The sequence below is a fragment of the Tessaracoccus luoxuelianae genome (assembly GCF_055326245.1).
Genome location: NZ_JBUZNO010000019.1, coordinates 1 through 14,252 on the forward strand (window position 1 = coordinate 1; position 14,252 = coordinate 14,252).

General features: G+C 68.7%; 5 protein-coding genes. 2 read left to right on the top strand and 3 right to left on the bottom strand.

Features of this window, described 5'->3' with window-relative positions:
* Window positions 1-308 precede the first annotated feature (308 nt).
* Together ACZK39_RS16365 and ACZK39_RS16370 are read left to right on the top strand one after the other, a co-directional pair.
* Window positions 309-1,619, top strand: coding sequence for a DDE-type integrase/transposase/recombinase (locus ACZK39_RS16365; protein WP_463613215.1), 1,311 nt, complete (start codon window positions 309-311; stop codon window positions 1,617-1,619).
* Window positions 1,620-1,856: 237 nt separating this feature from the next.
* Window positions 1,857-2,822, top strand: coding sequence for a DUF4349 domain-containing protein (locus ACZK39_RS16370; protein WP_463613214.1), 966 nt, complete (start codon window positions 1,857-1,859; stop codon window positions 2,820-2,822).
* A 78-nt stretch (window positions 2,823-2,900) separates the two neighbouring features.
* Here ACZK39_RS16370 and ACZK39_RS16375 read toward each other — a convergent pair whose 3' ends face one another.
* The 3 genes from ACZK39_RS16375 to ACZK39_RS16385 form a co-directional block, all read right to left on the bottom strand.
* Complete coding sequence (locus tag ACZK39_RS16375; RefSeq protein WP_463613937.1) at window positions 2,901-10,625, bottom strand: toxin TcdB middle/N-terminal domain-containing protein; 7,725 nt, start codon at window positions 10,623-10,625, stop codon at window positions 2,901-2,903.
* Window positions 10,626-10,754: 129 nt separating this feature from the next.
* The gene (locus ACZK39_RS16380) at window positions 10,755-11,744 is read right to left on the bottom strand and encodes a LysR family transcriptional regulator (RefSeq protein ID WP_463613938.1); all 990 of its coding nucleotides are present in this window, start codon (window positions 11,742-11,744) and stop codon (window positions 10,755-10,757) included.
* A 156-nt stretch (window positions 11,745-11,900) separates the two neighbouring features.
* Window positions 11,901-14,102 (bottom strand): helix-turn-helix domain-containing protein, encoded by a 2,202-nt coding sequence (locus tag ACZK39_RS16385; protein WP_463613339.1) that lies wholly within the window; start codon window positions 14,100-14,102, stop codon window positions 11,901-11,903.
* Window positions 14,103-14,252 lie beyond the last annotated feature (150 nt).

Here is a 14,252-nt window from a genome sequence, read left to right on the forward strand (position 1 = left end):
TGCTTGGGCGGGATGCCGGTTGGGTGATCGTCGGGTTGGGCACCGCTGCGCAGTGCCGCCCTGACGTCCCCCACCCTCGCTGGCAGGTCCGGGTTCTCGACCCGTCGAGACCGTCCCCACACCACTAAATGTCATGCTGAGGGTCGTACTCGACTCTGCGAAGTCTCATACCTTCGTAGACGGTGCTGTCTCAGTGCTTCGTTGACAGATGTGTCTCAACCTTCGTGGACGGTGGGTGTTGACGGTTCTGTCTCACGCCTTCGTGGACGATCGCCCTGGCGCGGTGGTCGGCGGCGAGGGTCATCGGCATGGCTGCCCGTATCGACGTTCGTGTTCGTCACCTGATCATCAATTTCCCTGACCAGCCTCGTCGGGGTGAGGTCACTCGGTTCTGTCGTGAGCACGGGATTTCGAGGGCCGAGTTCTACAAGGTGAGGTCGCGGGCGCAGACCGAGGGCAAGCTTGCCGCGGTCACTGCCCGGCAGCCGGTGGCCAGGTCGGTGGCGCGACGCACCAGCGACGAGCTGGAAGTGCTGGCTTTGCAGGTCCGGGCCGATCTGAAGCGGGCTGGCTGGGATCATGGACCGTTGTCGGTGGCGGCAGTGATGCGCCGGCAAGGTGTGACGCCGCCGTCACGGGCCACGCTGGCGAGGATCTTCACCCGTCACGGGGTGGTCACGCCCGAGCCGGCGAAACGCCCCAGGGCGTCCTACCGCCGGTTCCGGTACCCCGATCCCAATGGCTGCTGGCAACTCGACGGGTTCGAGTACCGCCTCGATGACGAGGCCGGGTCGAAGCGGTGCGTGCTGCAGGTCGAGGACGACCACTCGCGGTTCATCCTGGCCTCCCTCGTGGCGCGGTCGGAGACCAGCGAGGCGGCGATCACCGTGGTCGCCGCCGCCATCGGCCGTCATGGCGCACCCGCGAGGTTCCTGACCGACAACGGCACGGCGTTCAACCAGGCCCGACGCGGCGGAACCTCACAGCTGGAGGTCTACCTGCGCCATCAAGGCGTCGCACCGATCACCGGCCGTCCCGGCAAACCCACCACCCAGGGCAAGAATGAGCGGCTGCACCGAACCATCCAGAAGTTCCTCGACGCCCACCGCCCGATCCGCACCGCGCAGCGGCTCGCTGAGCTCGTTGACGAGTTCGACGAGTACTACAACACCCAGCGGGCGCATCAGGCACTCGACCCGGATCAGACCCCAGCCGAGGCCTACCAGGCCAAAGCGAAAGCCGTGCCCGGCCCACCCACGCCGGAGGTGGCGCCGCCGGTCGTGGCCCCGACCCGCGACCCCGGCCGGAGAACTGTCCGTTCCGGTGCCGCTCGCCGCATGATGGGCGAACGCACCCCCACCGACCCCTCCGACACGGCTCGATGGGCCGACCGGCGCGTCGCAACCGACGGCCGTATCCACATCTGTCGCGCCAAGATCTACGTCAGCAAACGACTCGCCGGCCAAACCCTGCACGTCATGTTCGACGCCACCACCATCGAGATCTTCGACCCCGACGGCGTGTTCCTCGGTCACGTGTCCCACCCCGGCACCGTCCCCCCCGGCACCGTTAAACTGCTCACAATCCGACCCTGGCGACCCGACACCAGTGAGACATAACCGTCAACGACCCGGTGAGACAGGACTGTCTACGAAGGCCTGAGACATGACAGGGTCGTACTCGACTCTGAGCATGACATTTAGAGGGCCGAGCTCGCCCCTCAGGTCCTCAGTTCCTCGGGCGGGGCGGTGATGTGCCCCGGTGTAGGCTCGATGCACCGACGGCGAGGCCGGTGTTCACCGCAGAACTGCGGCATCCGCCCTCGTCCGGCTCACGTCCGGCAAGGAGGCACGACGATGCTGAAGGTGTGGTTGCGGAGAGGTCTGGCGGCGTTCGCCGCGATCCTCATGGCAGTGTTGATCGCCGGCTGTTCCGGATCCGGGTCCAGCTCGGAGGAGATGCCCGGCGTCGAACCCGCACCGGCCGTCGGTGGCGACAGCGGGGCACTCCCCGAGAAGGACGGCCAGGAGGACACCGCAGGCGACGGCGACCGCATGATCATCCGGTCCAAGACCCTTCGCCTGGAGGTGGAGAGCACCGCCGACGCGGTGACCAGCATCCAGGACCTCGCGCGCAGCTATGAGGGCACCGTCGTCAACATGCAGGTGGCGACAGACACCGACGAGTGGATCTACCACTACGACGAGACCGGCAACCCCATCGGCGACGGCACCGCCCTGCGCGGCTGGGTCACGGTCAAGGTGCCCACGGACTCGTACGAGGACTTCGTCGCGGATGTCGCGGAGATCGGGGTGGTGAAGTTCCAGTCCGAGGCCACCGACGACGTCACCCAGGAGCACGTGGACCTGTCCGCACGCCTGGAGAACCTACGTGCCCAGGAGGTGCGGCTGCGTGAGTTCTTCGATGCGGCCGTGAAGGTCGAGGAGATGCTGGCCATCGAGGCCGAGCTGGGCCGGGTGCGCGGTGAGATCGAGTCCATGGACGCGCAGGTGACCTGGTTGGAGCGGCAGGCGTCGATGGCGACGGTGTCGGTGGAGCTCACCGAGCCGCGCGCAGTGGTGCGGCCGGATGGCGGGTCGTGGGGCTTCGTCGCGGCAGTCACCAGCGGCATCCGTGGGGCCGCGCAGCTGCTGACCGGCGCGCTGACGGTGATCATCGCGACGTCGCCGCTCTGGCTGGCCGCGCTGATCCTGTTCTTCCCGATGCGGGCAATGCTCCGCCGACGTCGGGCAACCCCCGCCGCGACACCCCCGCCGCCGGCCGACGGCGCCACCCCGTCGGCACTTCGCGATAGCGAATGATCGCCTGCCCCTCGCACTAGCGAAAGGTCGACGGCGGTGCCCGGTGGCCCGCCGGACGGGCGGACCACCGGCGATGCGTCAGGCCCCGGAGGAGTCTGCCGGCCCGTCGACTGAGCCGGCGTCGGCCCCGCCCAACGACGAACTGCTCGCGCTGCGACTCAAGCCGCCGCCGTCACTGAGGCTGTCGGCCCGGCTCCGCGTCCCATCGGACAGCCCCGAGGAGCCCGTCGCCGAGACCCCGTCGCCGAGCGACCCCTCGCCCGCGTCGTCGGCCGAACCGCCCGCGCCGAGGGCCGCCGGCCCCACGTCGAGCGCGGGCGTCCCCGCTCCGGGTTGCGGGCCCGTCTGACCGCCGAGGCCGGCGTTGGTGGAATCGTCGCTGCTGTCTGCGCCGTTCCTGTCCCCGGCCCCCGTGTAGACGGTCTTCTGGGTGAGGCCGATGAAGGCCGACGCCTTCACGTCCTGGAGCTGCCAGCCGTCGGAGGTCTTCACCATGTTGACCTGGATCAACGGCGTCATCTCGTAGCGTTCGGAGAACGCCTGAAGGCTCTTGGCCTCGGCTGAGCCGGCCATCCGGGCCAGCGGGAACCACAGCCGCGAGCCGCGGTCTGCGTCCGTCTGCACGCCGGCATCACTGGCCGACGGAGTGCTGGCGGTCACGCCCGACGAGGACAGGCCCCCACCGGCGACGCTCGGCGCCAGGCCTCCCGGGTCCACCAGCCGCAGCGGGCTGGACTCGGCGTAGGTGTAGGCCGGCAGCAGGGCAGGGTCGCCCTGGACCGCGGACGGGTCGGTGTAGAGCATCGGGTCCGGGCTGTAGAACATGCCCTCCCGCGGCTCGTACCAACGCGCTCCCAGGTTGAGCAGGTCGCGCACCTCGTCCAGGTAGCCGCCCACGTACAGGTACGGCGTGCGATGGACGTTCGAGTCCTCCCGGATCCACGGCTCGCCACCGGGGAAGTACTCCCAGTGCTCGAAGACCTTGCCGATGTCGTCGGTGACGACATGGGTGGAGCCCTGGAGGTCCTTGGTCAGGTAGTACTGCTGATGCTCGAAGTCGCCGTCGAAGGAGCGCTTCGTGGCCATCCGGTCGTCGCCGGCCCAGATGTGCTTCCACGGGACGGCGCCGTTGCGCACGGTGTACCAGCGGTTGACGAACGAGGTCTCGCCGTCGGGTCCGCGCTCGATCGCCCTCCTGCCGTCGGAGTCGTAGGTGTACTCGGTGGTGTCGCTGCCGTCGTCGAACCGGGTGATCCGGTCCTCGGCGTCCCACGTCATGGTCCGGGTCTCGTTGGTGACGGTGTCGACCCACGATGCGAGGTTGCCGTTGAGGTCGTAGGTGTAGGACCTCGGCCCGTTCCGGGTGAGCTGGTGCGGCCCGGCGCCGTCGAACTCCATCGAGAAGGTGTAGTTCGTCTCGGGGGGCAGCAGCAGCTTGCCCTTCCCGTTCGCCTTGCCGATGGAGTCGCCCTGCTGTTTACGGGTGACGTTGCCGTGCTCGTCGTAGGTGAGGTCCAGGGTGAACCGGCGGACCTTGTCGGGGGCCACGTCGGCGCGCCCCGTGGCGCTGCTCAGCCTGTAGTGGGGGTCGTAGGTGTAAGCCTGCGAGCTGGGCCCCACATAGAGGCTGGGCGTGGCCGCGGGCACGTCGTTATCCATCGAGACGACGTTGCTGGCCTTGTCATAGCCGTAGGTCAGGTTCTGGACGTTGCGGACGGGAGTGTCGGTGGCGATGGTCTCCAGGCGGCCGATCCAGTCGAAGGCCCACTGCGTGGAGACCCCGTTGCCGGTGTCGCGCAGCCGTCGGTCGACGAACTGGTCGTACTCCTGGCGCTCCAGGTAGCTGTAGGAGCAGGTGAGCGCCTCGTCGGAGATCACCTTGGTGCGCGCCGTGTGCCCCACGGCCGTCGGGAACAGCAGGTTGCCGTTGATCCCGCGCTCCACGGTGTACAGCCACTCGCCCGGCGTGCCGGTGGCCACCCTGTCGGTGACCCGGAGCTGCTCGTCACCCAACCGGATGGTGAATGGCAGCGCGGGGGCGGAGTCGGCCACCTCGGTGACCGTGATGGTGGTGGCCTCCGCGTTGATGGCGACGGTGAGCGCCCCCAGCTGGGTGCACTCCTTGACCCCCAGCATGGCGGTGAGCTGCCCGGCGCTGTCGTAATCGTGCGAGAGCACCTCCCCGTCGGGGTAGGTCAGCTGGTCGATGCGGCCCAGCGAGTCGTAGCTGAAGCCGGTGGTGAAGGTCAGCTTGTCCCGTGTGCTGGGGCTGAGGTTGTGCGCCTTCATCGTGGTGACCTCGGTGGCCACGTTGCCGAGAGCGTCGTAGGCCAGGGTCTGGATGCGGGCCCCGTCCTCGACGCCGACGACACGGCCGGCGCCGTTGTCGGGTGCCCCCGGCGCGCCGTAGGCGTAGGCCACATCGGGTGTGTCGTCCGGGTAGTCGATCGTCGTGAGCCGGTCGATGTCGTAGCCGTAGGCGATGTGCTGGCCGTCGGCGGCCAGGTTGGGCGTGGTCTCCTTGACGACGTTGCCCGCGGGGTCGTAGGTCATCTCGCGCTTCCCGCCGTCCGGGGTGTCGGTCCACAGGCGCCGGCCGAGGCCGTCGTAGGCGTGGCTCGTCTGACTCCCCGCGTTGTCGACGACGGCGGTCAGTTGGCCGAGCACGTCGTAGCGGTAGCGGGTCCGGATGGCGCTGGCCGCGGCCGGGATGTCGTCGTTGACCAGCAGGTTGCCGCGCACATCCGAGTAGGTCACCTGCTGCTTGCCTTCGGTGGCGGTGCCGCCGCCGGTCAGCGCCGAGTCGTGGGCGATCGGGTCGGTGATGGTGGTGACGAAGAGGCCGTCGGGCACCCCCTGGGTGGTGCCGAAGCCGTGGTCGATCGTCGTGATGATGGGATCGGAGTTGCCCTCGCCGTAGGGGAGCTCAACCTTCTCCACCTGGTCGAGCAGCGTGTACGAGGTCAGGGTGGGGGGATACGGGTCGGTGGCCGCCTGGTAGGCGGTGAAGGTGCCCAGGGGCTCGATCGTGGGCCACCACTCCTTGATCTCGCGGCCGAGGGCGTCGTACTCGATGGCCCCTGCCACCAGCACCTGGTCGAGGGCAGGCAGCGACGAGTCGTCCTGGATCATCGTGTAGTCGCGCTTGGTCTGCGTGATCCGCGCCATACCGTCGACGAACGCCACCGTGTCGATGGTGTCTCCGGGGTTGAAGCGGTCGTGGTGGCGGGCGACGGCGTACCCGTAGGCCGCGGCCGTGGGCGCGTACTCGTAGGCCACGGTCGGCGGCCCCGCCGGGTCCTGCTCGTTCGGGCTGCGGACGGTGGCCAGGCGGTTGAACGCGTCGTAGGTGTAGCGCGTGGCGTTGCCGTTGGCGTCGATGCGGTCGGTGACCAGGCCGGCGGCGGAGAACGCCGCGCGGGCGGTCAGGCCGTGGCTGTCGGTCACCTCGGCCACGTCGGTGTGCCGGTCCGCGTCGTAGACGTAGTCCACCACGTAGCGGTCCCCGTCGGCGTTCTCGGGGTAGGCCACCTGGTTGTAGCTGCCCCAGGCGTCGAAGGTGAGGTCCGTGACGGCGACGGTGTCGTCGTCGATGCGCTCCTCGATGTGGATGGGCACGGCGTTGAGGCACAGGTCGGTGGACCCGTCGCGGTGCCGCAGCACGCCTCCGGCGTGATCGAGGACGGTGAAGGTGGCCACGGTGCTGACCCACGAGGAGCTGCGGCAGTCGGCATAGGTGGTGAGCGCCTCGAGGTCGTCGGCCAGGTCGGACGGCTGGCCGTGGTCGATCTGGCGCACCGGATTGCCCAGCGCGTCGTAGAAGAACGAGTTCTTCATGGACGTGCCGAGGGCGCCGGCCGAGTTGAACCACGACTGCAGCACCTGGGTGCGGACCACGCCTCGGCGGTCGTCGAGGAGGGCGAGGGCCTCCGCGCCGGTGGCCGGGATGGTGACCGGATCGGGTGTCGCGGCCGGGACGGTGGCTCCGCCGGAGTCGAGCCCGATGGTCACCCAGGTGGACGCTGTCCGGCTCACCGGGGTCCCGTCGGGCGCCTGCATCTCCTGGCTTTCCAGCAGTCCGGAGTCGAACACCGTGTCGTTGCCGAAGGTGCTCACGGTGCGCCGCAGCACAGCCCCACCGGGGCCGTCGCGCTGTTCCTCCACGACGGTCCCGTAGCCCATGAGCTCACGCTCCACCTTGTCGAACCGGTTGCCCTCGTAGCCGAAGGTGCTGGCGTGCACCGGGCCGTCGCCGGGGCGGCCGTCGTCCACCTCGACGCTGGTCATCAGCCACAGCGGCAGGGGCTGCTCGGTGGTGTTGCCGTCGCGGGTGTAGCCGAGGCGGATCTGGCCGCCGAGCGGGTTGGTGACGCTCTTGAGCAGGTTGGTGCGGCCACGGTTGTTGGCGCGCACGGTGATCTCGCCGTCGTCGGTGCTGAGCACCGAGTCGGGGTTGCCGTCCCCGTCGACGTCGGTGAGCTGCACCTGGCTCGACGACAGGCTGCGGTCGAAGCTGGCGCCCGGGTTGACGATGATGTAGCAGCCGGCCAGGCACAGCGGCCCGATCGGGATGGTGAAGTCGAAGCCGCCGCCCACACCGCGGCTGCGGTCCTGGGAGGCCTGTTCACCCAGCGGGATGCTGCCGATCAGATCGAATTCGCCGGAGACCATGGTGCCGTAGTCCACCTCGGACCGGGCGCCGCTGCCGGAGGCGAACGCCACCCGGGTGCCGTCGTCGGTCTTGCGGACCCGGTCGAGGACGCCGTCGCCGTCGACGTCGACCCAGGAGTACCGGGCCTGGTCGATGCCCTCGTTTAGGGACAGGCCGCCGGAGAACTCCTTGTTGTTGTAGTTGAAGCCGAGCAGCGGGCCGACGGAGCCGGAGTAGGACTCGCCGTTCTCGAATCCGCCCTCGGACCACTGCACCTCGGTGGCGGAGAAGCTGTGGCCGAGGTTGAAGCGGACGCGCACGCCGCCACCGCCGGCCAGCACCAGATCCGGCAACGAGTCGCCGTTGACGTCGGCCAGCTCGCGCTCGAGCGGGGCGGAGGTGTCGAGGTCCATCTGCGAGATGGAGTCGCCCCAGTCTGAGTTCACGCCGCCGCCGGGGTTGGTGAACTGGGCGGTGACCCCGAGGGAGCCGCCGACGTTGGCGCCGGACTCCTGCGTGTCGGCCGCTTCACCCTGCTGCGCGGAGCCCGAGGTGGTGGCCTTCTTCGAGGTGCCGCTGGTGGTGGCGGTGTCCTGCGCGGTGTTCGCATCGCCCTTGGAGTTGGCCTTGATGTCGATGGCGGTGCCGCTGAAGCCTCCGCTGACCGCGAAGGTGGTGTCCTGGCCCACCACGTCCGGCCCGGAGCCGGAGCCGGGGAGGAATCCGCCGAGCGGGGTGGTGTACGTGATCCGCCCGGGGGCGACGATGTCGGGGAAGCCGTCGGCGTTGACGTCGACGTAGTCGAGCAGGCCGAAGCTCGGACCGGCGCCGAAGGCGGCCGACAGCGGGCCGATGCCGGCGACGAGGCCGAACACGGGCGCGGTCAGTCCCACGCGGCGGACGGCGCGCACGCTGTCGCCGGCACCCGGGGCACCGGCGACGCCGATGCTGTCGGACCCGGTGCGCGAGCTCGACGCGAAGTCCGCGCCGCCCACCAGGTTGTCCTTCAGTCCGCGCCAGACGGGCACGGGGTCGCTGCCGCCGGGCGTGCGGAGCAGGTATGCGACATAGGGGTAGGACTCGCCCTGGGCCGGATCCTTGTAGCTGGAGTCGTTGAAGCCCGTCGGCGCCGACGTCGGGTAGTTGGCCTGCTGGAAGACGAAGGCCTGCTCGTCGAGGGGCACGGTGGAGCGGTTGGTCCCCTCGTAGTCTGCGTTGTAGCCGGCGTAGGCCCAGCCGCGGTGGGCGATCGGGAAGATGCCCTGCCGGCCGGCGGAGTTGAGCGTCTCGGGCACGTCGAGGGTCTCGTCGGTGCCGCCGTCGGTCCAGGCCAGGATGACGTCGTTGCTGATGATGCGCTCGGACAGGTCGGGGTTGCGGACGGAGAGGTCGAACCAGTAGTCGGAGCCGGTTTCGAGGGTGACGCCGGTCAGTTCGGTGCTGCCGCCCAGGGCGCCGGCGTCGAAGGTCTGCTTGGCCACCACCTCACCGAGGCCGGACGCGACCCGCTTCTTGACGGTCAGGGTCACCTGGCCCGGCTCGGCATCCAGGGCGCCGACGGACGCCTCCACCGTGACCTCGCGGCCGATGGTGGAGGTCCACGGGGTCCGGGGGGCGGTCTCGTCCGTGGTGGGGTAGAGGTCGATGTCGTAGGGAAGGTTCAGCTCGAGGGTGTGGTCGTCGACCTGGCCGTCGTCGTCGAGATCGGCCAGGACCTCCACGGGGGTCGTCCCGTCGAAGGCCTCGGTGTAGTAGAGCCGGGGGGCGAACGACAGGACGGTGGGATCGATCGGCGAGTCGGCCGCGATGCGCACCACCACCTTGTCCGCCGTGTCCCCGGACGGCGCGGCGACGGGGAAGCTCTCGTCGAGGTCGATGTCGCCCACGAAGCCCGCGGGCACGGGCACTGAGGCGACGGTGGCGCCGTCGTGCAGCACCAGGAGGGTCAGGTCGTCGCTGGTGGCGGCGGTCTTGGTGAGCGTCCCCTCCACCGTGACGGTGCCCCGCAGCGGCATGAGCACGGGGGTGTCGGGGCGGCCGGCGAGCGTGAACTCGGCCGCGGCGTCGAACTGTGTCTGGCTCAGAGCGTTGGCATCCGTCGGCAGGGTGCCCAGCGAGGTGTAGGTGATCACGGGTGCCCAGGCGACGCTGTCGGTGGCTCCGTCGTCAACCGAGCCGACGCGGAAGTAGACGGCCTGGCCGCGCTGCACCGACCGGCTGAGCGCCGGCGGGGTGGCGGTGGAACCGGCGGTGAGCAGGTTGGCCGCCCACAGCTCGGTGGAGGCGTGCTGGATGGCGAGCCGGACGCCGTCGCCCACGTGGCTGTCGGTGAGCGTGGCGGCTCCCTCGATGCTGACCGTCCCCGCGTAGGGCGCCACCCAGCGGCGCACCACGTCCTGGCGCGGCGAGTTCGCGCGCTGCAGCTCCTCGAACTCGGCCAGCTTCTCGATGTCGTCGAGGTTGACGGTGCCGTTGTCGATCGGCACGGGCGTGTCGGCGCTGTCGGAGCGGAACTCGGGTCCGGTCGCGGTGGGGGTGTTGAAGTAGACCTGCCCGGCGCTGACGTAGTCCGGCAGGCCGTCGTTGTTGACGTCGGTGAAGTACTGCTCGCCGATGGTCACGTCCGCCGCGATGTTGAATTGCACCGAGACGCCGAAGTACGCCTCGGGGCCGCCGGAGACGCCGATGTTGGCCTCGGTGGACAGGGTTCCGATGCCCACCACGTCCTTCGCGGGGCCGAAGGTTCCGTCGCCGTTGTTGAGCCGGTACTTGACGCCCGCCCCGGTGATGTTCGTGCGGAACACCTTGTCGGTGAGCATGTCGCCGTTGATGTCGAGCATCTCGATGAGGCCACCGGTGCCGCTGCCGCTGATGGCGAGGGCCCCGCCGAACGACCCCGTCTTGGTGGGGTTGGAGAGGTTGAAGCCGAGATAGGCGTGGCCGCCGCCGCTGTTGGTCTCGGAGGCGCCGAGCGCGCTGAGCCCCACCGGGCTGAGGAGGGACTGGTTGAGGTCGCTGCCGGAGTTCCAGGCCTCGCCGGCCGCGAAGCCGTCGTAGCTGCCAGACGCGAAGGCCACGTCGTCGTAGTAGGTGAAGGTGTGCGACCCGGCGACGGCGCCGTCGCGGCCGAACTGCTCGACCTTCTCCAGCATCGACTTACCGAAGGGTGCCTCGGGCGCGTAGACGAGGTTCCAGCCCTGGACCAGCTCGTCGTAGGTGCGGGAGCCGCCGCTGGGCGTGCCGTGCCGGACCTCGATTCGGCGCAGGAGGTCTGTGGCACTTCATCCCTGAGCGGTACTCGTACCTATCGGCGGAATGGTTGCAGAGCCGTTCAGGGCCCTGGAGCCATCTTGGGTGTGGGCGCTGAGTTGGGCTCGCAGCAGGGACTCGAAGAACCTTTCTGCTGGGTTTTCCGGCGATCCCGTTGCGCGTACAACGTTAACGCGACGACTGGGCTTTGGCACACCGAGTACATCGAAGGTGATCAGTTCGCCCCTGCGCCGTTCCTCAACAACGGTATGGGTGGAGAGGAATGCGATCCCGCTGCCCTGTCTCGCGGCGCGCTTGACAGCGTCTACAGACCCTAACTCCCACACCCGTCGAAAACGATAGGTGGTGCCTTCTAGGATCTGCTGAGCGTAGTTGCGTGTGCTTGAACCGAATTCCTGTACGAGGAGTGTCTGTTTGTCCAATTGGGAGGGATGGGCCTGCCCCATGGAGGTCAATGCCAAGAGCCCCGGCTGAGCAACTGCCTTGATGTCGTCCGGGCCAACTGGGCTCACTTTGAGACGATCGTCGGCGATGTCACCGCAGGTGACCGCGCAAGATGCCCTCCCAGACAGGATCCATTGTCTAACTTCTGCCGTTGAGCCCACGGAGAACTCGATGGACACGTCAGGTGCCTCCTCCTGAAAGGACACAAGAACGTCTGGGACAATATACGTACCAGGAACGGACGAAGCGGCCAATCGGAGGCTTCCGGCTCGTAGTCCAATCCGCGCAGCTAGCGCAGATTCGCCGGCAAGGAGGTTGCTCAGCGCGTGTGCGGCGTAGGCCGCAACCATTCTCCCGGCAGGAGACAGGGCCAGCGTCCGTCCATTGCGCACCACCACTGGCTCACCGGCAGCTCTGTTAATGATGCGGATGTGCTCGCTCGCGCTAGGTTGGCTGAGCCCCACTTCCTCTGCGGCTTGGGAGAGTGAGCCGCAACGCTCGAGTTCAACCATGAGCCTAAGTCGGGTGGTGGTCCAGATTTCAAGAAGATTGGCCATGGGCGCTCCTGGAGGTAGCCGTCGGCACCGTCATCCATGAAACAGCCGACGAGCCATCCTATCTATTTTCTCGATGCGACTGGTGCGCGGGCTGCCCAAGTCCGTTCGGGGAGTGGAACCCAGGACTCCTGACATGGCGCCATGGTTGTTGTGGTGTCAGGACCGCGTTTTCGTTTCGTATTTCAGTGTCTGGTTGGTGCCGGGGTAGCGGGTTGCGGTGTTGGTGAGGTGGTCGCAGAGCTCGGTGAGGGCGGTGGTGGCGCGTCGGGTGGGGAGGGGGTCGAGGCGGATGGTGAGGGTGTCGCTGGTGGGGATGATGTCTCCGGTTCCGGTGAGGGCTTGTCTGATCAGGGTGTGGGCCTCGTCGTGGGCGCGGGCGTAGCCGGTGTGGACGCGTAGGTCGCGGGCGAGGGTGGTGATGGTGTTGAACGCGGCGATCCGGATGGCGTGGGTGAGGAGTTTGGTTTCGACGTCGAGGACCTGTTGTCCGGGGTTGACCTGGGCCAGGGGTAGCCGGGCTGGGGTGTTGGTGTGGGCCTGGTGGGCCAGGTCGTGGGCGTCTTGGGCGTCGAAGAGGGGGGCGGTGATCTTGTTGTGGTCGGCGCTGGTGAGCAGCATGTCGGTTTGGCCTGGTTGGGGGGTTCGCCAGTCGAGGAGGGCTGCGTCGGTGGTGGCTTGGAGGCGGTCGAGGCGGTTGCGGGCAGCGGTGAGGGTGTCGCGGCTGGTTTTCTTGGCCGGGTTGGGCACCATCCGGTGCGGGTCGTCGGGGGTGGTGGTGTAGTGGTCGTGGGAGTCGAGGGCGAAGTGCATGCGGGCGTAGCGGAAGTAGTTCTCCTGCCGCCACCGTGATCCCATCCGGTGCAGGATTTCGCCGGCGGGCAGGTCGGTGCGGGTGGTGAGGATGTGGGCTTGCCGGGTGCCGGTCTTGGTGTCGAGCAGGCGGGTCAGTTGCCGCATTCCGAAGGTGCCGCCGTGGTCGTCGACGGGCAGCTCGACGCGGGTGTCGGCGGCCTGCCAGGTGTGCCGGGTGCCGTGGTCGTCGGTGAACGTGATCGGCGCGAACAGGGCGGGGTCGATGTCGGGGGCGGGGCCTTTACGCCACGTCAACGGGTCGAACCCGTGTCCGGTCATGTGGGCGAACAGGGCCGGGGACCAGCCGCCCCGGTCGAACCCGACCAGGACCCTGCGGTCGTCGCCGACCGCGCGGCGCAGCGCGGGGAGCAGGCGGCGTAGTTCCGAGGCCAGGGAGGCGGCCGGTTCGGCCATCACCACCAGTACCGGGTCACCGTGGCCGTCGGAGATCCACGTCTCCACGGTCGCGGGGGCGGGGAACCGGAGCCGGGCGGCATGGGTTTTGGCGATCCTGCGGGTCCCTTGGTAGGCGCGGACATGCCCATCGACATACAACACGGCCCCGGCCTTGCTGTCGTCGTGGTGGTGGGCCAGGTGATGTGCCGCCATCGACGCCAACAGGTCCTCGGCCTTGCCGTGGCCGGCCAGGAGGCTGATCCTGCGGCGGATGGTCTTCACCTCCGGGGCCCGGTCCAACCCGAGCACCCTGCCCAGGGCGTACGGGTCGATCCGGGTGGCGCCCTCAGCGCGGGGTTCCCCCGCCAGACACCGCAACACCCCCTCCACCAACATCGCCTCCAGGCCGTAGAACCCGGCCGGCAACCCTCCATACACGCGTGTCGCGCAGCCGAGCAGGCCGGTGGCCTCCAACCCGGGCAAGGCCAGGAACAAACCAGCCAACGGCACCCTTCCGGCGGCATGGAACACCGGCGGCGCCTGAGACAACAACCCGGCCCGGGCCAGACCCCGCTCCACCGACCGCGACACCGGCGCAGGCAACACCGGCACCACCTCCAGCACCGGATCGGGACCCGGTGCTGACTCCCGCTCCGGCTCCGGCTCCTGCTCCGGTTGTTCGAGGGCGCGCCGCACACTGGTGACCGAGATCCCCACCGCGGCCGCGATCGACCGCAACGAGCCCCCCTCGGCGCGACGCTCCCGCACCTCGGCAAGGACCGCATCAGTGACCTTGCTCGGCCCTTTCGGGCCGGTCTTGCCCGTCACCACCCCCGCCACCCCCTCGGCGCGGAACGCCTTCGACCACCGCGACACCGTGTACGGGTCCACCCCGAACGCGGCCGCCACCTGGATCGCCTGCGCGGCCTTGATCCGCACCAACTGGACCGCCGCCAACCGGCGACCAGCCTCATCACCGACATCCCACGCGTAGACGAGGTTCCCGTGCAGGAACACCCGGCCACCCTCAGCATCCTCAACCAGACCACCGGCCAACCCAACCTCGACCGCCTCACCCGGCACCCACGCCAGAGGAGGATCCGCAGTCATGACCGCCATCATCCCACCCCCCAAACCTAATCCCCGATACGCACCAATTATGGCACATCTGGGGCGGCACCGCAGGCATTCCGCGAAGAAGAAGCACTAGTCAACCCCAAACAACTACACCAACACCCTCGACCATGTCAGGAGTCCTGG